Genomic DNA, 21,089 nt, shown 5'->3' with positions numbered 1-21,089 from the left:
AAATGCACTACGGGTTAATAAACTATATTTTTAAACGTTCCGTTTTTTAGGGAAGATTACACATTTAATTTTATATTTGGTAGATTATTAGAATCAGAATAATAAGAAATATATCCTAATCCATTATTTTTCATTTCAATAGCATTTATTCCATTTGATAAAGGGTAGGAGATATCAGTTACATTTGCTTCGTTAGCAGAATCTCTAACACGTAAATATACACTTTCACCAGAAGGAATACCACTTACAAACATAACGCTAGTTGTTTTTTCCGAAAAAACTATTCCTGTTGGATTTTCGTAAGCATTGTAATTTCCAATTTTGTATTCTTTATTGATAGAAGCTATTGTTTTATATGCTTTATGTTCGTTAACACGATCTATTTTTTTGTATTTATTATCTAATAAACATTGTGCTAAAGATTTAACAAAAGGAGATGTAGTAATTCCATCAATTGTTTGTTGATTTACGCCTGAATTTAATTCTGAGAATAAATCATCTTTAAAAATTGTTGAATACTTTTTCTGATCAAACTTGTTTGAATTTTTTTGATAAAATTCCATCTTGGCAACACTTGCAAAATTTCCTTTGCCATCTAAAATTTCTAATTTGATAGAAGAAGGTTTTATTTGTGATGGAAAAGATATATTTCTTACATCATTTGTTTGCGTAAAATCTTGTGTAGAAATTTCAATATAAGTAGGGTCAGCTATAGTATTGTAACTAACTTTTACTTTTCCTAATAAACCATTTACTCCACCATCATTTCTTGGATAATAGATCATATAATCTAATGGTGTGTTTCCATCAAAAGCATAAATTAATGAAATAGGGAAAGTTTTTTCAGTAGAATTGTAGTTAGAATGATAAAGCGTATTGTAATCTCCATCAAATGATTGCTCTATGTTTTCCCCTGTTTGAAAACTTGATGCTGACGAACCTGTAACTAATGGAGAAACTTTCATATCCTTATAGTTTGAGAACTCATTTGTTTGTATTACACACTCCGAAGCTATTGGAGTAATTTGATCAGACGAGTAAAACTCAACTTCCGCAGCACTCGAGAAATTTCCTAGAGCAGCATTCACTTTTATTCTAATGACTGCTGGATTGATAATTTCTTTATCAAAATCAAATTTTTTAGATGTAGAATCTCCAGCCCATGTTATAGCACTCGTAGTCGCTGTTTTGAAATTTGTTGGATCACCTTTAGTTGAATATAAAATTTCAACATTTGTCCAAATTCCATTAGTACCTGTTTGCCTTGGAAAATAGGCAAGGGATTTTATAGATTTAACTTGACTGTTGAAACTAAAATCTAATTGATCTGGGATTCCATTTTGATTCCATTTAGAATGGTACATTGTCGTTAATATACCATCTGCGCTAAAAGTAGCTTCATTACCACTTTGTGCCTCTTGTTTAGAAGTAACACTAGAAACGGGCATTTTGTATTCCTGCGCAAAAGAATCTATACCAAGTAAAATCATACTTAGTAGGAAGTAATTTTTTTTCATAAATAATTTGTGTTAATTGATATTTTGTTGTTTAGACAAGTTAATTAATACATTTTATTTATAATCAGCTAGGAACCAATTTGAAAAAAAAATAAGGAAATGTTAAGAAATAAAGAATCCCTTTCTTTAATAATACAATTAAGAAAGAGATTCTAACTATTAAAGACATAATAAATGAAAAGATTTTTACTGCTTTTTGATAATTGTATTATTATTTCCCTCAATTATTTGAGGTAATTTACCATTTTTAGATAATGCTTTACGATAATATAATGTATTTCCTTCGCCAGCTAATTCAGCAGAAGTTAATCCATTAACAGATATTGTATTATTTGTTCCCATGATTTCAACTTTGGTACAATCTCCTTTCAAATTGATCACATGTCCACTTCCGCCAACTTCTACTTTTTGTCCCTTACAATCTAACGTTAGTTTTTTATTATTTCCATCAATTTCTATCTGCGCAAAAGAAAGGTGACTAATAAATAACATCGTAACAGCACATAATAATTTATTCATTTTCATTGTGATTTCTTTTTTGGTTACTTTTTAGAAATCAAGAATCGTGCACTTTCAATTAATAAAATCTAACTTTACAAAAATTTAACAAAATGACTTTAGTTGAGCTAAAACAATTGTTTTTAGATAAATTGCAATTACTATATGATAAAGAAGAAGCTTCTCATATTTTCATGATTTATGTAGAAGATAAGTTGAATCTTGATTTATCTAGCCGAGATGAAATTGAATTAACGACTGAAATTTTATCAGATTTAGAACAATTAAAAAAAGGTCAACCTATACAACATATTACTGGAAAAGCTTTTTTCTATAACGATTTCTTTTTTGTGAATGAACATACATTAATTCCTCGTCCAGAAACGGAAGAATTGGTTGAATTAATTAGAAATGATTATGCTCAAAATCAAGATATTTCTATGATTGATTTAGGAACAGGAACAGGATGTATTCCTATTTCGTTGGCAAAATTATTTCCAAATGCAAATGTTTCAGCATTAGATATTTCTGAAAATGCATTGAAAATAGCACAATCAAATGCTGAAAATTTAAAAGTTAATATAAATTTTTATCACAATAATTTACTGGAAGACATTCAATTAAACCATAAATTTGATGTAATTATTTCAAATCCACCTTATATCCGAAATCTTGAAAAAAAAGAAATGCATCAAAATGTTTTGAATTTTGAACCTCATTTGGCGCTTTTTGTTGAAAATGATGATGCTTTAATTTTTTATGAACGAGTAATAGATTTTGCTAAAAATCATTTGAAAGAGAATGGTAAAATTTATTGTGAAATCAATCAATATTTAGGAAAAGAGACAAAACAATTATTTCAAAAATTTTATCAAAATGTAATCATTCATAAAGATATTTCTGGAAATGATCGTATGCTAAGTGCTTCTAATCAATAATTATCTATAAGAATCTTGTTTTATTTTCTGAAAAGATTTAATTTTAATTCAATAATCGTTCGCAATTTGGTATTAAAATTGTTAGAACTGATTCTATTATTAAAACAATAAAAAAAAACAACTATGAAAAAATTATTTGTATTAGTGGCAGTTGCTTCATTATCATTTGCTACTTCTTGTAAACAAGAAACTTCAAAAACAACTGAAACTAATGTAACTGTAGATTCATTAGCGAATGATTCTACGACTGTTATCAAAGAAACGACAACTACAACAACTACATTATCAGAAACTGATGCAAAAGCGAAAGTAGACGAAGCAAAAAAAGCTTTAGATGAAGCAAAAGCGAAAGGTGATAAAGCTGCAACAGAAGCTGCACAAAAAGCTTATGACGATGCTAATAAAGCGTGGATTGATGCAAAAGCTGCTGTAAATAATGCTGCGCAAGATGTAAAAGATGGAGTGAATAATACTGTAGATAAAGTAGATGCAAAAGCTAATCAAGCAAAAGAAGATATTAAAACTGTTGCAAAAGATGCAAAAGCTGATATCAATGCAGCTGCAAAAGATGTGAAAGCAGAAGCGAAAGAAGCTGGAGAAAAAGCAAAAGAAGGATATAACAATACGTTAGATAAATTAAAAGCGAAATAATTTCAAAATAATTATTGCTAACTTAGCCTTGAGAAATCTCAAGGCTATTTTTTTATGTTAAATTTTAGAGAAGCAACAAAGACAGATGCGTTATCAATTGCAAGATTGATGATGTTAGCGATGGATAAAATCGTTTATGATTTTATCGGAAAAACAGATTATGAAGAAGGAGTTTTATTCTTGAAAAAATTAATTGAACAAGAAGAAAATCAATATAGTTATCAAAATACAGTTGTTGTAGAATATGATAATCAATTTGCTGGAACAACAACTTTTTATGACGGAGGAAAATTAGAAGAACTTCGAAAACCTGTTTTAGAATTATTGAAAAATGATTATAACCAAATTATTCATCCGCAAGATGAAACACAAGCAGGTGAAATATATATTGACACAATTGCAGTTTCTGAAGATTTTAGAGGGAAAGGAATAGGTTCTAAAATATTGGATTATTTGATTGATGAAATAGGAAATAAGCAAGGCAAAACATTAGGTTTATTGGTCGATTTTACAAACCCAAATGCAAAGAAATTGTACGAAAGAAAAGGTTTTGAAGTGGTTGGGGAAAAAATGTTGATGAGCGAAAATCATGAATATATGCAGTATAAACCAAAACAATAGATAATAAAAAAAGAGCTTTTCTTAAAGCTCTTTTTTTATTTCATTACTCCTAATTGTGTTAAGATTTTTTCTTCGTACGGATCGATTGTAAATTGTTCAAATTTCACAAAATCTTTTCCATTTTTTAAGTAACCTAATTGATAATTTTGACGAATAACAGCTTGATTCTCGAAACTTTCTAAAATTGGTAATTCAGAAATTGGACCTAAAATTTGTTCGTTTTTGGTTGAAATTAAACCAAAATGCATCAAATAATTCTCTTTTGATAAGAAATATGGAAAATAAGCTAATATATCTGGACGCTCAATTTTTAGTGAAGTAGCTTCTCCAAAAGTGGCAAAATTTTGATCGACTGGCGTTAAATATTCGTATTGATAATCTATAATCAACTGATTATTTTTATCAATCATTCCCCATTTTCCATCTTTTTCAACTCCAGCTAAACCAGCTCTAAAATCTGTACAACCATCATATTCGAACGGGATCACAACTTGATTTAATAAATCAATAAAACCCCATTTTCCATCTTTTTTTACAGCACAAATATTTTCAATAAAATCACTTGTTAAATCATATTCGAACGGAATCAAAATCTGGTTAGATTTTGTGATAATTCCCCACTTATTCTCCTTTTGCGCGCTATAGGCATTAACAGTTGTGAGCACAAGTTTTTGATATTGAAACGGAATAATTACATTTCCTTCTTTATCTATTAAACCAAATTGATTATCAATAGATATTGGTGCCAAATTGTTGCGATCGAAAACAGTTAAATCTTCAAATGTTGTTGTTTCTTTGTGAACAAAATTGTCAAACTGGTCTGTATCTTTTGGTGATATTTTAGTCATAATTCTATAATTCGACGTAAAATTAATTAATCAAAAATTAATAGTTTGTATATAAATATTAAAAAATCCAATTTTAAACACTTTTTGTAAATTAAATTCTTCCTTTTGTAGGAAAGCTTAAAATATAACCTATGAATATTTTTACTAAATTATTTTTTACTGCAACTATTATAATGAGTAGTTTTGTTACAGCTCAACAAGATGGTATAAACATTATTAATTTACCGACTACGATAAATAAAGACTATTCTTTTGAAGGAGTATGGAAAATTTCGAATGATGGAAATACATCTAACTATAAAATATCTGGAGGAAAATTGACAAATTATTTAAACAAAACAAGTCAGACTTTATTTCTTGATTTATATTTTGCTCCATCAAAAACATCTGTAGATTTATATAATTTACCGAATAAAATCAATACAAACGCACAATTAGGGCAGTTAGAAGGAAATGGAACAAGCTTCAATAACGTTACTATTACTTTTAAAGCTTCAGATCTTGAAACATTAGCACAAGGAGATTATACACCAGTTTTGTTATTGAAAGAAAAAGAATCAGGTTCTATTTTGAATTATAAAGTTTTGAGTAGTAAAATTTCTTTAGAATCTAATAATATTTTAATTGATAAAGTTGTAAAGAATGTAGAATTACCTCAGGTTACAGATGCTAATACTTTAGCTTCTACAAAGAATATAGACGCTACTTTATCTGATATATATACACCTGTAGAAAGTTCTTTGAACATAGCGAATGTAAATAAAAAACTAAAATTAGTTGGAGGTTGGAAATTAGAAATTGATTTCAATTCGTTGATGGTTACAATTGGTGGAGTTGATAATTCTATACAGAATTTAGATTATAAACCTACAAATGACTTAAAATTAATGGTATATTTTTCAAATCAAAATATAACAGGAATTAAAGAAATAGATGGATTTGAACTTCTAAATCTAGATGTTTCACCAATTTCTGCTTTTACTAAAATTGAAAAGCTAAATTTTACTACAAATATCACAAAATTGGTTCCCGCAGGTGAATATTATCCTATTTTAGTATTAACTGAAAAAAATGAGGAAGGAAAATATGTGATGAAATCAACGTTAAGTTTAGGTGAGAAATATATTTGGCAGTAAAATCTAAATAATATAAAAATAAAAAAGCAACGATTATTTCGTTGCTTTTTTTGTTAAATACTGTTCAAATTTCAATCCTTTTATGTTATAAGGATCAAATCCTTTGTATAAATCTTCTAATAATTGCATTACTTGAAAATAAGTAAATAATACTGAATATGAAGCTTGTTCTTGGTAAACAGGGATTTCTACTAAAAATAAAAATCGATCATATTTCGAAATCTGAACAGTATTCCCATCTTGATTCATCAAACCAATATAACTTCCGTCATAATCAGGTAGGTTATGAAAAATCTCAATAGCTTGTGATAAACTACCTTCTAAAGGTAATTCAGTTTCGACCTGTAAGTCGTCAGCGTAATTTTCAAAGAATATTTTCACAGTGCAAAAGTAAGAAATTTTAATCTATTTTAAGGAATTCCTTTTTTTTCGGGTTATAATTATTAAATTAGCATTCAAATTATGGAAAAAATGAGTTACGACATTATAGTTATTGGAAGTGGTCCTGGAGGATACGTTGCAGCAATTAGAGCAGCACAATTAGGTAAAAAAGTAGCAATCGTAGAAAAAGCTGAATTAGGTGGAATCTGCCTTAACTGGGGATGTATTCCTACAAAAGCTTTATTAAAATCTGCTCAAGTATTCAAATACTTAAATCATGCAGAAGATTTTGGAATTAACTTACCTTCAGATATTTCATTCGAATTTGGAAATGTTGTTTCTCGTAGTAGAGGAGTGGCGGATCGTATGAGTAAAGGTGTTCAATTCTTAATGAAGAAGAACAAAATTGAAGTAATTCAAGGTGAAGCAAAAGTTTTACCAGGAAAAAAAGTAAAAGTTACTGCAGCAGATGGTTCTGTTAGTGAATTATCTTCAGAAAATATAATTATTGCAACTGGTGCACGCTCTCGTGAATTACCTGCATTACCACAAGATGGTAAAAAAGTAATTGGTTACCGTGGTGCATTAGCAATGGAAAAGCAACCAAAATCAATGATTGTTGTAGGTTCTGGAGCGATTGGAGTTGAGTTTGCTCACTTCTACAATACATTAGGAACAAAAGTGACAATTGTAGAGTTTTTACCACGCATTGTAAATGTTGAAGATGAAGATATTTCGAAACAATTACAATTATCTCTTAAAAAATCTGGAATCAATATCTTAACAAATGCAGAAGTTACAGGAGTTGATACAACTGGAGATTTAGTAAAAGCAACAATTAAAACTGCAAAAGGAGAAGAAATTCTTGAAGCAGAAGTTGTTTTATCAGCAGCAGGAGTTGTTCCAAATACAGAAAATATTGGTCTTGAAGAAGTTGGTATTGCAACTGAAAGAGGTAAAATAGTTATCAATGATTTTTGTGAAACATCTGTAAAAGGATATTATGCAATTGGTGATGTTGTAAAAGGAGCAGATTTAGCTCACTTAGCATCTGCACAAGGTATTTTATGTGTTGAGCATATTGCTGGTGAAAAAGTAGAACCAATCGACTACGGAAACATCCCAGGTTGTACTTATTGTTCTCCAGAAATTGCATCTGTAGGATTAACAGAAGCAAAAGCTAAAGAAGCTGGATACGAAGTAAAAGTAGGAAAATTCCCATTCTCTGCAAACGGTAAAGCTGTTGCAAACGGAGCTGCTGATGGTTTTGTAAAAGTAGTTTTTGATGCGAAATATGGTGAATGGTTAGGATGTCACATGATTGGTGATGGAGTTACTGAAATGATTGCAGAAGCAGTTGTAGCCCGTAAATTAGAAACTACTGCACATGAAATTATGAAATCTGTTCACGCGCACCCTACAATGGCAGAAGCTATTATGGAAGCGGTAGAAGATGCATATGGACATGCAATTCATATCTAAGAAATAAATTTAAAATTTATAGTTGAAGCAGCCTTTTGGCTGCTTTTTTATTTTACCAAATCGTTAATTTTTTGCGTTATGTATATTGAATTTGTTTTTTAACTATCTTTATAATAATAATTTAAAAACAGATATAATATGAAAAAATTTTATTCTTTAGTAGTAATTACTGCATTATCTTCTTTATCATTTGGACAAGTTGTGATTAGTCAAGTTTATGGTGGAGGAGGAAATTCGGGCGCAAAATATACGCATGATTTTATTGAGTTGTTTAATAGAGGCTCTTAAGCTGTTACATTAAAAGGTCATTCACTTCAATATGCTTCTGCTACAGGTAATGTTAGTGCAGCTAATACACAAGTATTAGCAGATATTACAATTCAGCCAGGTAAATATTATTTAATTCAACAAGCTAAAGGTAATAGTGGAACAGATGCATTGCCAACTCCAGACCAAATTCCTGCTACAGCTCTTGCATTAGGAGCCATGAACGGTAAAGTAGCACTTGTATCTAATGTTGATCCAATAACTGATGTAACAGATAAAGATATCGTTGATTTTGTAGGTTTTGGAACGTCTAATGAATATGAAGGATCTGGTCCTACTGCGGCTTTATCTAATACTGATTCTGCTCAAAGAAAGTTAAAAGGATGTCAAGATACAAATGATAATAAGAATGATTTTGACGTAGCTGCTGCTGCTCCTAGAAATGGACAAACGGCTGCAAATGTTTGTACAAATTTGAGTACAGATAATTTAACATTAACTAAAGCAGTTTCTAATACATTATGGACAAATACAGCTTCTTTCAATGTAAAAGATAAAACAATTGTAGAAGTTTACAATATTAACGGACAATTGGTAAAATCTTTCGAAGTTAAAGGTGTTCAAAATGTAGATGTTTCTTCATTAGTTAAAGGGACGTATGTAGTTAAAACTACTTCTAACGGAAAATCTTCTACTCAAAAAGTAGTAAAAAAATAAGAAAGAATATATTGTTAATCTAACAAAAAAGCGATTCAGTTTACTGAATCGCTTTTATTTATTCTTCTAATTTCTGAATCTTAAAACCTGCATCTGTCACAGCTTCTACAACTTCTTCTTCATCTTCGGTTGTTGTCACAGTCAGTACTTTTCGTTCATCAGAAGTATCAACTTTCCAATTGTCTTTACCTACAGCTTCGTCCAAAAAAGGTTTTACAGATTTGATACAGCTGTCACAATTTATATTTGTTTTGAATTTCAATTCGCTCATAACTTTACAATTTAGACTCAAATTTATAAAGATTTCATAAGATTAAAAAAACGTTTAAGTAATATTTGATTTCGAAATTTAAATAAAAATCAATGAAGCGTAATCTTGATGTTGTTGTTATTTCGGATGTGCATTTAGGAACTTTTGGTTGCAAAGCACAAGAGCTGTTAGCTTATCTACAGTCAATCAATCCAAAAAAAATTATTCTCAATGGTGATATTGTGGATATTTGGAATTTTAAGAAAAGTTATTTCCCAGAAACGCATCTTCAAATTATTAGTTATTTGTTAAATCTTTCAGAACAAGGAATTCCAATCGTTTATATAACAGGAAATCATGACGAATTGTTACGTAAATTTACCACAATGCGTTTTGGAAATATTCTTTTAACGGATAAATATATGTTGAAACAAAATGATAAAGTCGCTTGGATTTTTCATGGAGATGTGTTTGATGCATCGATTCAACATTCGAAATGGATTGCGAAATTAGGTGGTTGGGGTTATGATAAATTAATTCAGTTGAATTATTTTATCAATAAATGTTTAGAGTTTTTTGGAAGAGAACGTTATTCGTTATCTCAAAAGATTAAAAATTCAGTGAAAAAAGCGGTGAAGCATATCAATGATTTTGAACAAACTGCTGCCGAATTAGCGATCGAAAATGAATATGATTATGTAGTTTGTGGACATATTCATCAACCACAATTGCGAAAAGTAAAAACGGATAAAGGAATTTGTGTTTATATGAATTCGGGGGATTGGATTGAGAATTTATCTGCTTTAGAATGTGTAGACGGAAATTGGTCAGTGTTTTATTTTGAAGAACATAAACATACTTTGATGCAAAATTTAGAAGAAATCGAGTTCAATTATTCGTTAGATGAACTGATTGTTTCAATTCTCAATAAAAAATAAATGAAAATTTTATACGCTTTGCAAGGAACAGGAAATGGACATTTGGCTCGTGCGCAAAAAATGTTACCAATCCTTGAAGAATATGGAGATTTGGATGTTTTTGTAAGCGGTTCTAATTCGCAATTACAACTTGAAAATTATCAATTCAAACATCACAATGGATTGTCATTATTTTATAATCAGATGGGAAAAGTTTCGTATAAACGAATTTTTAAGGAGAATAGTTTTAAATCTTTTTGGAATGAAGTGAATCATTTTCCAATTGAAAAATATGATTTGATTATTAATGATTTTGAACCAATTACAGCACATGCAGCACGAAAGAAAAAGATAAATATTGTTGGTTTGAGTCATCAAGCTTCGCTTTTATTTGATGAAACGCCAAAAGTAAAAAATAAAACAGGTGAGACGATTTTGAAATATTACGCACCAACTTCTAAGCATTACGGTTTTCATTTCGAAGAATATAATGATGCTATTTTTTTGCCAATTATTCGAGATAAAATTAGAGCCTTAAATCCGAAGCAAGAAGATTATTATTTAGTTTATTTACCAAGTTTTCATCCAACTGAGATTATTGAAAATCTTTCGTTTATTAAAGATTCAAAATGGAAAGTTTTTTCACCTTTTGTGAAAGAAGTTACGCGTCAATTCAATGTTGAAATTTATCCAATTGATGAACGTCTTTTTACCAAAACTTTAGAGAATTGTAAAGGAGTTTTGTGCGGTGCTGGTTTCGAATTGCCTGCCGAAAGTATTTATCTTAAAAAGAAGCTTTTTGTGATTCCGATTAAAGGTCAATACGAACAATTATGTAATTGCGAAGCTTTAAAAATGATTGGCGTTGATTATTCATATGATTTGAATGTAGCACAATTGCAACGTTGGGTGGATTCGAATAAAATTATTGAGAAAGATTTCCCAGATCAAACCGAAGAAATCATTCAGAAAGTAATTTTAGAAGCATCCCATTAATTATTTTTCCAGAAAGCAGGCGTAAATAAAATTAAGATTGTATAAAGCTCTAATCGTCCCAAAACCATTAAAAAACAACATAATAATTTTGCACTATCCGTTAAAGAATTCATTGAAGTACCCGGACCAAATTCGCCAATTCCCGGACCTACGTTTCCTAAAGTGGAAGCAGTTAATGTTAAAGAGGCCAAAATATCTTGGAAACTCATTGTTATACCATAATTCAAAAGCGCAAACAAAATAGAACTCACAATCCATGTAAACATAAACATGACAAAGAATGCCATAACGTGGAAAACAATAGATTGGTTAAGCGAACGATTGTTATAACGAACAGGAATAATTGCGTTTGGGTGTAAAATACGCTTAAATTCGATCCAACTATTTTTTAATAAAATGACGTGTCTAATAACTGTAATTCCTCCAGATGTAGAACCTGCCAAACCTCCGATGAAGAACAAAGAGAAGAAAATAAGTGTGGTTACGGTTAACCAACTTGTGTAATCTTCCATTGCCAAAGCTGTTGTAGATGCGATAGATACAACGTGGAATAATGAACTTCTGAATGAATGTTCGAAATTAAACCACGAATAGGTTTCGACGGAATAACTAGGGTAAATATTGAAAAATAATACAACAAAAACGATAAATGTAACGACAGCAAGTAAACCAACCCACCAACGGAATTCTTCATTTTTCCATACTTTTTTGAATTGTCCTTTAATCAATAAATAAATCAATGCGAAGTTTGTTCCGCCCAAAAACATCATCACGATTAATACATATTGAATAAAAATATTGTTATTCCAATACATCAAACCTTCATTCTTAGTAGAAAAACCTGCCGTTGCAATCACACTCATCGAATGATTTGCAGCATCAAATAAATTCATTCCACCAAAATAAAGCAACATCGCAAAAAAAGCAGTTAAGCCTAAATAAACTAACCAAAGGTTTTTTGCTGTTTCTGTAATTCGAGGGTGAATTTTATCCGTATAAATTCCAGGCGCTTCTGCCATAAAAAGCTGTCGACCACCAATTCCAAGAAACGGTAAAATCGCAATCGTCAAAACGATAATCCCCATACCACCAATCCAATTGGTTGTACTTCGCCAAAATAATATACTTTTTGGGAGACTTTCTACATCATCATAAATTGATGTCCCAGTCGCTGTATAACCAGAAACGGTTTCGTAAATAATGTTGACAAAACTAAAATTTTCATTGATGATATGATCGTTTGGTAGAAATATTAACGAGGTAACATAGGGTAAACACCCCGAAAGAATCAAGAAAAGCCATCCGACACAAACCACGATATAACCTTCGCGTTTGTTGATGTGTTTTCTTCTGTCACGCGTAAAATACATCATTGCAGCTCCCGACAATCCCACTAAACTCCCCGAAACTAAAAAAGGGTAGAGTAGATGATCATTAAAATAAATGCTGACACATGTTGCAATAAACATAAAGAGCGCATTTAATAGTAATAAAACACCCGAAAGATTCAGGATTACTTTGATGTTAAGTGATTTCATTATTTAAAATATTTGGTCACTTTTGGAATTAAATTCGCTTGACTAAAAACAACAACATGATCTTTTGGTTCGATAATGAAATCTTTGGTTGGAATAAATCCATCATTTCTACGAACAATTCCAGCAATAATAGCACCTTCTTTAAATGGAAAATCGCTTACTTTTTTGAATGCGATTTCAGAATTTTCGTGAATACGGAATTCTAAAACTTCGGCATCTAAATCAGAAATTCCTGTTACATCCATCACAGAACCTTGTCGAATATAACGGAAAATACTATCTGCGGTTAAGAGTTTTTTATTGATAAAAGCGTTAATTCCAACTTCTTGACTAAGATGAATATAGTCGATATTTTCGACCAAAGCAATTGTTTTTTTAACACCTTTTGATTTTGCTAAAAGACATGACATAATATTTGTTTCCGAACTTCCCGTCACAGCAATAAAAGCATCCGAATCAGAAATACCTTCTTCCAATAACAATTCTCCATCTCGACCATCACCATTGATAATCAAAATATTATTCAAATCATCAGCTAAATCAAAAGCTTTGTTTCGGTTGATTTCTAATAGCTTAACGTTGTGCTTGTTATCTTTTAAAAGTTTGGCAACTTTGACACCAATACTTCCACCTCCTAAAACAATTACATTTTTGAAATATTCTTGTTTCTTTCCAAGGATTTTATAAACTTCTAAAATTCCAGCTTTTTTGACAATAAAATAAACGTGGTCGTCAATTCTAAATTCAGTTTCAGCTTCAGGAATAATGGTTTGATATTCGCCACGTTCGTTGCTACGGATAATTGCAATTGGCATCAAAAGATTGTCTTCACCACCTTTTGTCGTCAAATACATGTCTTTGTACTGCTTGTCCAAAATTTTACAATCTGCATCCAAAACAGTTCCAACCATAAAAAGTTGACCATTTGCAAAGGGATGCATCGCATTGAAAGCAGATTGTTGAACAAGAGAATAAATCTCATCAGCCGCTAATTTTTCAGGGCTAATTAATGCGTCAATTCCCATTCCTTGAACCCAAAATTGATTTTCTTTGTAAAGAAATTCAGGATTCGAAATGCGAGCTAATGTGCGTTTTGCTCCTAAATCCTTTGCAATCGAAGCACTAGTAAGGTTTGTGTTTTGAAGATGAGTGACTGATATAAAAATATCTGTATCATCAATTCCAACTTCGCGCAAAGCCTTGAAAGAAGTGATATCACCACGATAAGCCATTACATCTAATGAGTTTTCGATCATCAACAATTTGTCCTTGTCCATGTCCATGATGACGATGTCATTCATTTCATTAGAAAGTAATTTAGCCAAATGAAAACCAACTTCTCCAGCGCCTCCGATTAATATTTTCATGAAAGAAATTTAGGATAAAACTATTTTGACGTTTCTTTTTGTCCCATTAACATTAGGAACGATTTCAAGAATTCGTCTATATCACCGTTCATTACAGCATCCACATTACCTGTTTCAGTTCCTGTTCTGACGTCTTTTACCAATTTGTATGGATGCATCACATAATTACGAATTTGAGAACCCCATTCGATTTTCATCTTATTTGCCTCGATCTCATTACGTGCAGCCATTTTTTTCTCTAACTCAATCTTATACAATTCAGATTTTAACATCTCCATTGCACGTTCGCGATTGGCTAACTGAGAACGTTCAACCTGACAAACAACTACAATCCCAGTTGGTTTGTGCGTTAACTGAACTTTAGTTTCTACCTTATTTACATTTTGCCCTCCAGCTCCTCCAGAACGAGACGTTTGTAATTCGATATCAGCAGGATTGATTTCAATCTCGATTGTATCATCCACAATTGGGGAAACATAAACCGAAACGAAACTTGTGTGACGCTTTGCATTACTATCAAAAGGCGAAATACGCACCAAACGATGCACACCATTTTCTCCTTTTAGATAACCAAAAGCAAATTCGCCATCAACTTCTAATGTTACCGTTTTTACACCTGTAACATCACCCGCTTGATAGTTTAATTCTTTTACTTTATATCCATGTTTTTCGGCCCACATCAAATACATACGCAACAACATAGAAGCCCAATCACAAGATTCTGTACCTCCAGCTCCCGCAGTAATTTGAAGAATTGCACCAAGATTATCTCCTTCTTCTGAAAGCATATTCTTGAATTCTATATCTTCTAAAAGCTTAGCAACAACAGTATATTGTTCCATAACTTCTTCGTCACTTACCTCGCCTTCGCGGTTAAATTCTACTAAAACTTCGACATCATTTACTGCATTTGCAATCGTTTGGTATTCATCAATCCATTTCTTTTTACCACGTAAAACTTTCATAAAAGCTTCGGCTTCTTTCGGGTTGTTCCAAAATTCAGGTGAAGCAGCGTGTTCTTCTTCATTTTGAACTTCGATTTCTTTTTGTTCGATTTCCAAATATTCGTGCAAATCTTGTGTACGTTTTTGGATGTCTTTTAGTAATTCGTTGTTAAACATAATTGCAAATGTATAAAAATAGGGGATTTTATGAACACGAGGTTAAGCATTAATCACTTTATCATCTTTTCCGTTCCAAGAAAGAATTTTATAAGTAAAACCGTCTTCCGTTTTAATTTCTTGGTCTTTCAGCATCAAAAAAGTATCGTCCCAATCACCATCATCATAACTAATTACCCAGAATAATTGGTTGAACAACAAACCTTCCAAAATATACAAAAGTTCCTCAACAGAATCTACTTCGTAAGTTGTAAAAGGAAAAGAAGATTTGATCCAAATCTTATCATCATCCGAAGTCTGAATATAAAGATCACCAAAAGTCGATTTGTATTCATTCTCGATATGGAATTCTAATAATTCGGTATCTTTTTTGTGAAGCCCTGTAAAATCTGGAATTGCTTCAATGATTTGATTGTATATTTTGATTGAAAAATCGTTCATCTTTCTAAAATTAGCTTGCAAAAATAAACGATATTATCTAATTCTGACACGATATTTATGTTCAATAAATCGAAAAAAGTTAAATAATTTGTATTCAAAATCATAACCATAGTCAACAGAAGGATCTAAATCTATACTTACTGCATACAAATCTGGATTATATGTCATTGGTTGCATATGTCGTTGATTCCAAATCATCACATATTGGCGATTTTTTTGTTCGTAATATTCTTTTGAATAATATTCTTTGGGTAATGCAGTTGTTTTTAAATAAATATCATATTGAGGATCAAATACAACAATATCATAATCGCCATCTTCATTCGGCTCGAATTTTAATGAATTCTCATCTTTATTCGGCACTGAATTTTGTGTGGATTGATTGGTTGTACAAGCAAAAAATAGGAGAGAAACGCTGAAGAATAAAAATAGCTTTTTCATAATTTTTTAATTTGATTAAATATATTGAAAAATAACGATATTAAGTGTTTATATCTACATTTACACTTATATTCTAATAATTTAGAATTACATGAATAGTAGTTCTGAAATATAAATGTTTATTTCATATTATTTATATATATATCTAAGAGACATTGAAAAATTATCATCATGAAATTTATTAATTTAATATTTTATAAGATATAATTTTGGTATAAATATAAAGTTTAAGTTAAAAATGTAACTTTATAGCAATAGTTCTTAAAGTTATCCCGAGATTGTATCCGATAGCAGATTCTAACTCTGTTATCTAAAATATATATGACAAATCACTTTATAGGAATAGGAAAATATATTCCAACTGAAAAAATATCAAATCATTTTTTTGAAGAACATCAATTTTTTAATGAACAAGGAGAAATTTTAGATCAAAATAATGCTACAATTTCGCATAAATTAAAACAAATAACAGGAATAGAAGAACGTCGATATGCCAGAAAAGATCAAGTAACATCAGACTTAGGCTATATGGCAGCTGCTTCAGCCATCACAAATGCAAATATCGACGCAGAAACTATTGATTATATTATATTCGCTCATAATTTTGGAGATGTAAAACACGATACGATTCAGTCTGATATGGTGCCAAGTCTTGCTGCAAGAGTAAAAAATTTATTGAAAATTCAAAATCCTTATTGTGTTGCTTACGATGTTATTTTTGGTTGTCCAGGTTGGGTAGAAGGTGTTATACAAGCCAATGCATTTATAAAAGCTGGATTAGCAAAAAGATGTTTGGTAATTGGTGCTGAAACTCTTTCGAGAGTAGTAGATGAACACGACCGAGATACAATGATATATGCAGATGGCGCTGGTGCAGCAATATTAGAAGCTTCTACAAACAATAAAGGAATACAAGCCCATTTATCTGCCTCTTATGCAAACGAAGAAAAAGATTATCTGTTTTTTGGAAAATCGTATAATTCAGAAAAATGTCCGAATACCAAATACATCAAAATGTATGGTAGAAAAATCTATGAGTTTGCTTTATCCAAAGTACCTTTAGCAATGAAAAAATGTGTTGATGATAGCTCATATAATATTGACGATATCAGTAAAATAGTGATTCATCAAGCCAACGAAAAAATGGACGAAGCAATCGTAAAACGCTTTTATAGTTTATATGATCAAGATGTGCCAAAAAATATTATGCCAATGAATATTCATAAACTTGGCAATAGTAGTGTGGCAACAATTCCAATTCTTTTGAAAATGATTATGGATAATGATTTAGAAAATCACCAGATAAATGAAGGCGATGTGGTATTATTTGCATCTGTTGGCGCAGGCATGAATATAAACACGTTTATTTACCAATTTTAACGATATCAATCATGATAAGTTCTAATCACAATTAGATTAGAACTTTTTATCATATAGAATTCTCTAGAAATTAATACCATTTAATTCATTAAAACTTATTACCTTTGCAACGTACTTAAGAAGATATTTTGTCTTAATAGTTTACAATTGTATTCTTTATTTTACTTTTTTTAATTCACTAATTGACCTAGTCAATATAATTTTAACTTCTGTTTTCTAAAACGTATACTTGTAAGTTTTACTACATTATAATATAAATGTTGTCGGATAATTAATTCATGTTTTCTTAGGTTTTATCAGTATTAAAAACAAAAAATCTATACAAACATTTATGGCAGATTCTACATCTAAAAAAGAAAATAGCAAAAAGAAAGCTTTAAAAAAATTAGAAAAATTAAACAAAAGAGAGAATAGAAAAGAGAATAACAACAAAGGAAAATCATTAGAAGATATGATTGTCTATGTTGATGTACTTGGTAATTTTACAGATGTACCACCTCATTTACAAGACAAAGAAGCCGATTTGCTGAATAATAAAAGATTTGAATCTGATAACAGAGATGTTTTTATAGAAGGTATGGTTGATATCTACAACGATTCAAAAGGTTTTGGTTTTATTAAAGTACCAGCTTCTAACGATAAAATCTTCTTCCACTTCAAAGAATCAAAAGAATTACTTAAAGTAGGAGATCAAGTACAGTTCAAAAAAGAAATGTCTGAAAAAGGATTCAGAGCAATTCAAATATCAAAAAAATAAATTAATTAAATATACAACTATGCAAGAAGGAACAGTAAAATTCTTCAACGAATCAAAAGGGTTTGGTTTTATCTCTAACGCAAACGGAGGTGAAGATGTTTTTGTACATGTTTCTGGATTAATTGACAAAGTAAATGAAAATGATCAAGTTACTTTTGATATTGAAAAAGGAAAAAAAGGTCTTATGGCTGTTAATGTAAAAAGAAAATAAAAAAAGAATCCTTATATAAGGATTCTTTTTTTTGAACTATATTTAATTTCTAAAAGAGTATTTATGTACACAATATTACATAATTCGCGTTGCGGAAAAAGTAGAGATGCAGTAAAGGTTTTGGAAGAGTCTGGAAAAGATTTTGAAATAAGAGAATATTTGAAAGAGCCTTTGACGAAAGATGAATTGAGAACTATTTTAACAAGACTAAATCTAAAACCAATTGATATAGTAAGGACAAATGAAGAAGATTGGAAAATAAATTTTAAAGGAAATGAACTTTCTGATGATGAAATTTTGAATGCTTTGGTTGAATATCCAAAATTGATTCAACGTCCAATAGTGACAGATGGAAAAAGTGGAATAGTAGGTCGTCCAAAAGAATTGGTAGAAAATTTTATTAAATAAAAATGGTTTGATAATTGTAAGTATTTCTAAGACTAAACATAAAAAGCTATGAAAATTTTAGATGCATTAACAAAAAATCAAACGGAGAAAGGAACTAAAATAGGTTTATTAACAACAGCCGCTACAACGGGAGTAACGGTAGCTAAATTTTTGGGAAAACGTTCAATATATGGAATAATTGGTGGAGTAGCCGTAACATTGGCTGCAGAATATATCCGAAAAAAATATGAAAAGAAAGTTGAAGCTGAAAACGAAACTATTTTAGAGAATAAATAAAAAAAGAGTTTTGAAAAAAACTCTTTTTTGTATTATATATTTTTGTTTTGTTCTTCTGCATCACCAACCATATTTCGAACAATTCCTGGATTCGAATGTTTTTTCTTCATTTTCAAATTCAAGAATTCGACTAAAACAGAGAAGCCCATGGCAAAATAAATGTATCCTTTCGAAATGTGTTGATCAAACCCTTCTGCTAATAACGAAACGCCGATTAATAATAAGAATGATAAAGCCAACATTTTAACCGTTGGATGATCGTTCACAAATTTAGAAACCGCACTTGCTGAAAGCATCATAACTGCAACAGCAATAATTACAGCCGCAATCATAACCTCAATATGTTCTGCCATACCAACTGCTGTAATTACAGAATCTAATGAGAAAACAATATCTAAAATTAAGATTTGTACGATAGTTCCTGCAAAAGAATGGACTTTCACTTTTCCTCCGGTTTCTTCAACACCTTCTATTTTGTGGTGAATTTCTACAGTCGATTTATAAATCAAGAATAATCCTCCGATTAGTAAAATCAAATCTCGACCAGAGATTGCTAATTTTTCTAACCATTCGGTTGAAGTAATGCCAATCCATTCGCCAATATTGAATAGAGGAGTGGTAAGACTCATGACCCAACTTAGTGAGAATAAAAGGATAACACGTGTAAACATGGCTAAAAATAAACCAAGCTGTTGTGCTTTCTTTTGTTGATGTGCAGGCAATTTTCCTGACAAAATAGAAATAAAAACAATATTATCAATCCCTAAAACGATTTCTAACATTGTTAATGTAAATAATGCAACTAATGCATCTGGTTGTAAAAAAATACTAAAATCCATCGATTAATTTTGAAGTTTCGAAAATACAACGAAGAATAAGAATTAAAGTTTGAGTAATAATTATTTAATGTTAATTTAATATTAGAACTTATACAAAATTATTTACAGATTAAATCAATCAAATCGTTTTAGCAATATAGAATTAAACTTTACTTTTGCGAAAAAGACTTAGAATGATTTCAAAAGTTCAACTTCGGTTGCAGTTTCTCGTACTTCTTTGGGGATTTACAGGAGTTTTCGGAAAATTAGTTACAATGAGTGCGTTGTCAATGGTTTGGTATCGTGTTCTTATTGGGGCTATTGCTGTTTTTATTTATATGAAGTTCAGAAAAATGGATTTCAAGGTAACTAAAAACGAATTGTTGAAATTACTTGCTATCGGTGGAATTGTAGGAATACATTGGTTTACATTTTATTTGTCGATTAAACTTTCTAATATCTCAATTGCGTTGAGTACGTTGTCGATGGGCGCGCTTTTTAGTGCGATTTTAGAACCTATTTTTTTTAAACGAAAAATTAATCTGCTCGAAATAATTCTTGCTATAATCGTTTCCACTTGTGTAGCTGTTATTTTTAATGCATCACCAGAAGATTATAAATTGGGAATTATCATTGGTATTTTGTGTAGTTTTCTATCGGCATTATTTGCAGTTCTTAATTCGAGATTACCAAAGTCAATCAAACCAACTAAAGTTACTTTATACGAAATGATTGGTGGAGTTATCACACTTTCGGTGGTAATGATTCTTTTTCAGCCAGAAGCTATTTCTGAAGTTGTAAATATAAGTTGGTCAAACTTAGGATGGTTGACTTTGCTTGGCGTCATTTTTACAGCTTTTGCACAAATAGAATCAGTTGATTTGCTGAAACATGTTAGTGCTTTTACGTTGATGTTGAACGTAAATTTAGAACCAGTTTATGGCATCATTTTGGCAAGTCTTATTTTTGGAGATTCAGAACATATGAATCCTATATTTTATATTGCTACAGGGGTAATGGTACTTTCTATCATTATGAACGGAATATTAAAAACAAGATTTTCTAAATAATTTATTGTCAAAAAGACGCATTTGTTTTAAAGAATGCTTATC

At 30.4% G+C, this 21,089-nt stretch carries 26 protein-coding genes; 15 read left to right on the top strand and 11 right to left on the bottom strand.

What is annotated here, in order from left to right:
• Positions 1-56 precede the first annotated feature (56 nt).
• The gene (locus B3I31_RS03035) at positions 57-1,517 is read right to left on the bottom strand and encodes a discoidin domain-containing protein (RefSeq protein ID WP_286494929.1); all 1,461 of its coding nucleotides are present in this window, start codon (positions 1,515-1,517) and stop codon (positions 57-59) included.
• Between the two features lie 186 nt (positions 1,518-1,703).
• Entirely contained in the window at positions 1,704-2,036 is a 333-nt protein-coding gene (locus tag B3I31_RS03030) for a DUF3060 domain-containing protein (RefSeq protein ID WP_160279610.1), read from the bottom strand.
• A 92-nt stretch (positions 2,037-2,128) separates the two neighbouring features.
• On the opposite strand from B3I31_RS03030, the gene prmC reads away from it, so the two are divergent.
• The 3 genes from prmC to B3I31_RS03015 all read left to right on the top strand — a co-directional run bounded on the left by prmC (position 2,129) and on the right by B3I31_RS03015 (position 4,225).
• Positions 2,129-2,953: a peptide chain release factor N(5)-glutamine methyltransferase gene (gene prmC / locus B3I31_RS03025; RefSeq protein WP_125350425.1), complete on the top strand. Its 825-nt coding sequence runs from the start codon at positions 2,129-2,131 to the stop codon at positions 2,951-2,953.
• Positions 2,954-3,076: 123 nt separating this feature from the next.
• The gene (locus tag B3I31_RS03020) at positions 3,077-3,604 is read left to right on the top strand and encodes a hypothetical protein (RefSeq protein ID WP_286494928.1); all 528 of its coding nucleotides are present in this window, start codon (positions 3,077-3,079) and stop codon (positions 3,602-3,604) included.
• A 54-nt stretch (positions 3,605-3,658) separates the two neighbouring features.
• Complete coding sequence (locus B3I31_RS03015) at positions 3,659-4,225, top strand: GNAT family N-acetyltransferase (protein WP_219033998.1); 567 nt, start codon at positions 3,659-3,661, stop codon at positions 4,223-4,225.
• A 35-nt stretch (positions 4,226-4,260) separates the two neighbouring features.
• On the opposite strand, the gene B3I31_RS03010 is transcribed toward B3I31_RS03015, so the two are convergent.
• On the bottom strand, positions 4,261-5,073 hold the full coding sequence (locus B3I31_RS03010) for a WG repeat-containing protein (protein WP_221857095.1): 813 nt from the start codon (positions 5,071-5,073) through the stop codon (positions 4,261-4,263).
• Positions 5,074-5,204: 131 nt separating this feature from the next.
• Between B3I31_RS03010 and B3I31_RS03005 the strand changes: the two genes are divergently transcribed.
• Complete coding sequence (locus B3I31_RS03005; protein WP_286494927.1) at positions 5,205-6,209, top strand: hypothetical protein; 1,005 nt, start codon at positions 5,205-5,207, stop codon at positions 6,207-6,209.
• A gap of 33 nt (positions 6,210-6,242) precedes the next feature.
• Here the strand turns inward: B3I31_RS03005 and B3I31_RS03000 are convergent, their stop codons facing one another.
• Positions 6,243-6,590 (bottom strand): hypothetical protein, encoded by a 348-nt coding sequence (locus tag B3I31_RS03000; protein WP_219033995.1) that lies wholly within the window; start codon positions 6,588-6,590, stop codon positions 6,243-6,245.
• Positions 6,591-6,680: 90 nt separating this feature from the next.
• Between B3I31_RS03000 and lpdA the strand changes: the two genes are divergently transcribed.
• The 3 genes from lpdA (at position 6,681) to B3I31_RS02985 (ending at position 9,056) form a co-directional block, all read left to right on the top strand.
• The gene (lpdA, locus tag B3I31_RS02995) at positions 6,681-8,072 is read left to right on the top strand and encodes a dihydrolipoyl dehydrogenase (protein ID WP_286494926.1); all 1,392 of its coding nucleotides are present in this window, start codon (positions 6,681-6,683) and stop codon (positions 8,070-8,072) included.
• A gap of 138 nt (positions 8,073-8,210) precedes the next feature.
• Positions 8,211-8,360, top strand: a complete 150-nt coding sequence (locus B3I31_RS02990; protein WP_280038151.1) for a hypothetical protein — start codon at positions 8,211-8,213, stop codon at positions 8,358-8,360.
• A 150-nt stretch (positions 8,361-8,510) separates the two neighbouring features.
• Positions 8,511-9,056, top strand: coding sequence for a T9SS type A sorting domain-containing protein (locus tag B3I31_RS02985; protein WP_286494925.1), 546 nt, complete (start codon positions 8,511-8,513; stop codon positions 9,054-9,056).
• A gap of 58 nt (positions 9,057-9,114) precedes the next feature.
• Here B3I31_RS02985 and B3I31_RS02980 read toward each other — a convergent pair whose 3' ends face one another.
• Positions 9,115-9,327 carry a hypothetical protein gene (locus tag B3I31_RS02980; RefSeq protein ID WP_180906652.1) on the bottom strand — a complete coding sequence of 71 codons (213 nt, stop codon included), beginning with the start codon at positions 9,325-9,327 and terminating at the stop codon, positions 9,115-9,117.
• Between the two features lie 92 nt (positions 9,328-9,419).
• Here B3I31_RS02980 and B3I31_RS02975 point away from each other — a divergent pair, with 92 nt between their 5' ends.
• Both B3I31_RS02975 and B3I31_RS02970 read left to right on the top strand, forming a co-directional pair.
• Positions 9,420-10,244 carry a UDP-2,3-diacylglucosamine diphosphatase gene (locus B3I31_RS02975; protein WP_038335849.1) on the top strand — a complete coding sequence of 275 codons (825 nt, stop codon included), beginning with the start codon at positions 9,420-9,422 and terminating at the stop codon, positions 10,242-10,244.
• Entirely contained in the window at positions 10,245-11,219 is a 975-nt protein-coding gene (locus tag B3I31_RS02970) for a glycosyltransferase family protein (RefSeq protein WP_291059988.1), read from the top strand.
• Here the strand turns inward: B3I31_RS02970 and B3I31_RS02965 are convergent.
• From B3I31_RS02965 to B3I31_RS02945, 5 genes are read right to left on the bottom strand one after another with little or no spacing between them, the layout of a single operon-like run.
• The gene (locus B3I31_RS02965) at positions 11,216-12,757 is read right to left on the bottom strand and encodes a TrkH family potassium uptake protein (protein ID WP_291087469.1); all 1,542 of its coding nucleotides are present in this window, start codon (positions 12,755-12,757) and stop codon (positions 11,216-11,218) included. The genes B3I31_RS02970 and B3I31_RS02965 overlap by 4 nt on opposite strands.
• The gene (trkA, locus tag B3I31_RS02960) at positions 12,757-14,124 is read right to left on the bottom strand and encodes a Trk system potassium transporter TrkA (RefSeq protein ID WP_180906656.1); all 1,368 of its coding nucleotides are present in this window, start codon (positions 14,122-14,124) and stop codon (positions 12,757-12,759) included. Before trkA ends, B3I31_RS02965 begins: the two co-directional genes overlap by 1 nt.
• 20 nt (positions 14,125-14,144) lie before the next feature.
• Positions 14,145-15,245: a peptide chain release factor 2 gene (prfB, locus tag B3I31_RS02955; RefSeq protein ID WP_286494922.1), complete on the bottom strand. Its 1,101-nt coding sequence runs from the start codon at positions 15,243-15,245 to the stop codon at positions 14,145-14,147.
• A gap of 42 nt (positions 15,246-15,287) precedes the next feature.
• A complete protein-coding gene (locus tag B3I31_RS02950; RefSeq protein WP_038335837.1) occupies positions 15,288-15,686 on the bottom strand; it encodes a hypothetical protein in 399 nt (132 codons plus the stop codon).
• 33 nt (positions 15,687-15,719) lie between these two features.
• Entirely contained in the window at positions 15,720-16,127 is a 408-nt protein-coding gene (locus B3I31_RS02945; protein WP_038335835.1) for a DUF6146 family protein, read from the bottom strand.
• A gap of 321 nt (positions 16,128-16,448) precedes the next feature.
• Here B3I31_RS02945 and B3I31_RS02940 point away from each other — a divergent pair, with 321 nt between their 5' ends.
• The 5 genes from B3I31_RS02940 (at position 16,449) to B3I31_RS02920 (ending at position 19,159) form a co-directional block, all read left to right on the top strand.
• Positions 16,449-17,507, top strand: coding sequence for a 3-oxoacyl-ACP synthase III family protein (locus B3I31_RS02940; RefSeq protein WP_286494921.1), 1,059 nt, complete (start codon positions 16,449-16,451; stop codon positions 17,505-17,507).
• Positions 17,508-17,838: 331 nt separating this feature from the next.
• Positions 17,839-18,264, top strand: a complete 426-nt coding sequence (locus tag B3I31_RS02935) for a cold shock domain-containing protein (protein ID WP_038335861.1) — start codon at positions 17,839-17,841, stop codon at positions 18,262-18,264.
• A gap of 19 nt (positions 18,265-18,283) precedes the next feature.
• A complete protein-coding gene (locus B3I31_RS02930; protein ID WP_135837000.1) occupies positions 18,284-18,475 on the top strand; it encodes a cold-shock protein in 192 nt (63 codons plus the stop codon).
• A gap of 63 nt (positions 18,476-18,538) precedes the next feature.
• Positions 18,539-18,883 carry an arsenate reductase family protein gene (locus B3I31_RS02925; protein WP_286494920.1) on the top strand — a complete coding sequence of 115 codons (345 nt, stop codon included), beginning with the start codon at positions 18,539-18,541 and terminating at the stop codon, positions 18,881-18,883.
• A gap of 48 nt (positions 18,884-18,931) precedes the next feature.
• Positions 18,932-19,159: a hypothetical protein gene (locus B3I31_RS02920; protein ID WP_125350054.1), complete on the top strand. Its 228-nt coding sequence runs from the start codon at positions 18,932-18,934 to the stop codon at positions 19,157-19,159.
• A 32-nt stretch (positions 19,160-19,191) separates the two neighbouring features.
• Here B3I31_RS02920 and B3I31_RS02915 read toward each other — a convergent pair whose 3' ends face one another.
• The gene (locus B3I31_RS02915; RefSeq protein WP_125350055.1) at positions 19,192-19,998 is read right to left on the bottom strand and encodes a TerC family protein; all 807 of its coding nucleotides are present in this window, start codon (positions 19,996-19,998) and stop codon (positions 19,192-19,194) included.
• 173 nt (positions 19,999-20,171) lie between these two features.
• On the opposite strand from B3I31_RS02915, the gene B3I31_RS02910 reads away from it, so the two are divergent.
• Positions 20,172-21,047, top strand: coding sequence for a DMT family transporter (locus tag B3I31_RS02910; RefSeq protein ID WP_286494919.1), 876 nt, complete (start codon positions 20,172-20,174; stop codon positions 21,045-21,047).
• Positions 21,048-21,089 lie beyond the last annotated feature (42 nt).

Source organism: Empedobacter sp. UBA3475 (assembly GCF_002378465.1).
GTDB classification, from domain to species: Bacteria; Bacteroidota; Bacteroidia; order Flavobacteriales; family Weeksellaceae; genus Empedobacter; species Empedobacter falsenii_B.
The sequence above is the reverse complement of the archived record's forward strand: the minus strand, read 5'-3'. Positions and strand labels throughout refer to the sequence as shown.

Bases quoted from the DNA above. Each gene is read 5' to 3' on its own strand.
- B3I31_RS03035 (WP_286494929.1), bottom strand. From the start codon at position 1,517: ATGAAAAAAAATTACTTCCTACTAAGTATGATTTTACTTGGTATAGAT.
- B3I31_RS03030 (WP_160279610.1), bottom strand. From the start codon at position 2,036: ATGAATAAATTATTATGTGCTGTTACGATGTTATTTATTAGTCACCTT.
- prmC (WP_125350425.1), top strand. From the start codon at position 2,129: ATGACTTTAGTTGAGCTAAAACAATTGTTTTTAGATAAATTGCAATTA.
- B3I31_RS03020 (WP_286494928.1), top strand. From the start codon at position 3,077: ATGAAAAAATTATTTGTATTAGTGGCAGTTGCTTCATTATCATTTGCT.
- B3I31_RS03015 (WP_219033998.1), top strand. From the start codon at position 3,659: ATGTTAAATTTTAGAGAAGCAACAAAGACAGATGCGTTATCAATTGCA.
- B3I31_RS03010 (WP_221857095.1), bottom strand. From the start codon at position 5,073: ATGACTAAAATATCACCAAAAGATACAGACCAGTTTGACAATTTTGTT.
- B3I31_RS03005 (WP_286494927.1), top strand. From the start codon at position 5,205: ATGAATATTTTTACTAAATTATTTTTTACTGCAACTATTATAATGAGT.
- lpdA (WP_286494926.1), top strand. From the start codon at position 6,681: ATGAGTTACGACATTATAGTTATTGGAAGTGGTCCTGGAGGATACGTT.
- B3I31_RS02990 (WP_280038151.1), top strand. From the start codon at position 8,211: ATGAAAAAATTTTATTCTTTAGTAGTAATTACTGCATTATCTTCTTTA.
- B3I31_RS02980 (WP_180906652.1), bottom strand. From the start codon at position 9,327: ATGAGCGAATTGAAATTCAAAACAAATATAAATTGTGACAGCTGTATC.
- B3I31_RS02975 (WP_038335849.1), top strand. From the start codon at position 9,420: ATGAAGCGTAATCTTGATGTTGTTGTTATTTCGGATGTGCATTTAGGA.
- B3I31_RS02970 (WP_291059988.1), top strand. From the start codon at position 10,245: ATGAAAATTTTATACGCTTTGCAAGGAACAGGAAATGGACATTTGGCT.
- B3I31_RS02965 (WP_291087469.1), bottom strand. From the start codon at position 12,757: ATGAAATCACTTAACATCAAAGTAATCCTGAATCTTTCGGGTGTTTTA.
- trkA (WP_180906656.1), bottom strand. From the start codon at position 14,124: ATGAAAATATTAATCGGAGGCGCTGGAGAAGTTGGTTTTCATTTGGCT.
- prfB (WP_286494922.1), bottom strand. From the start codon at position 15,245: ATGTTTAACAACGAATTACTAAAAGACATCCAAAAACGTACACAAGAT.
- B3I31_RS02950 (WP_038335837.1), bottom strand. From the start codon at position 15,686: ATGAACGATTTTTCAATCAAAATATACAATCAAATCATTGAAGCAATT.
- B3I31_RS02945 (WP_038335835.1), bottom strand. From the start codon at position 16,127: ATGAAAAAGCTATTTTTATTCTTCAGCGTTTCTCTCCTATTTTTTGCT.
- B3I31_RS02940 (WP_286494921.1), top strand. From the start codon at position 16,449: ATGACAAATCACTTTATAGGAATAGGAAAATATATTCCAACTGAAAAA.
- B3I31_RS02935 (WP_038335861.1), top strand. From the start codon at position 17,839: ATGGCAGATTCTACATCTAAAAAAGAAAATAGCAAAAAGAAAGCTTTA.
- B3I31_RS02930 (WP_135837000.1), top strand. From the start codon at position 18,284: ATGCAAGAAGGAACAGTAAAATTCTTCAACGAATCAAAAGGGTTTGGT.
- B3I31_RS02925 (WP_286494920.1), top strand. From the start codon at position 18,539: ATGTACACAATATTACATAATTCGCGTTGCGGAAAAAGTAGAGATGCA.
- B3I31_RS02920 (WP_125350054.1), top strand. From the start codon at position 18,932: ATGAAAATTTTAGATGCATTAACAAAAAATCAAACGGAGAAAGGAACT.
- B3I31_RS02915 (WP_125350055.1), bottom strand. From the start codon at position 19,998: ATGGATTTTAGTATTTTTTTACAACCAGATGCATTAGTTGCATTATTT.
- B3I31_RS02910 (WP_286494919.1), top strand. From the start codon at position 20,172: ATGATTTCAAAAGTTCAACTTCGGTTGCAGTTTCTCGTACTTCTTTGG.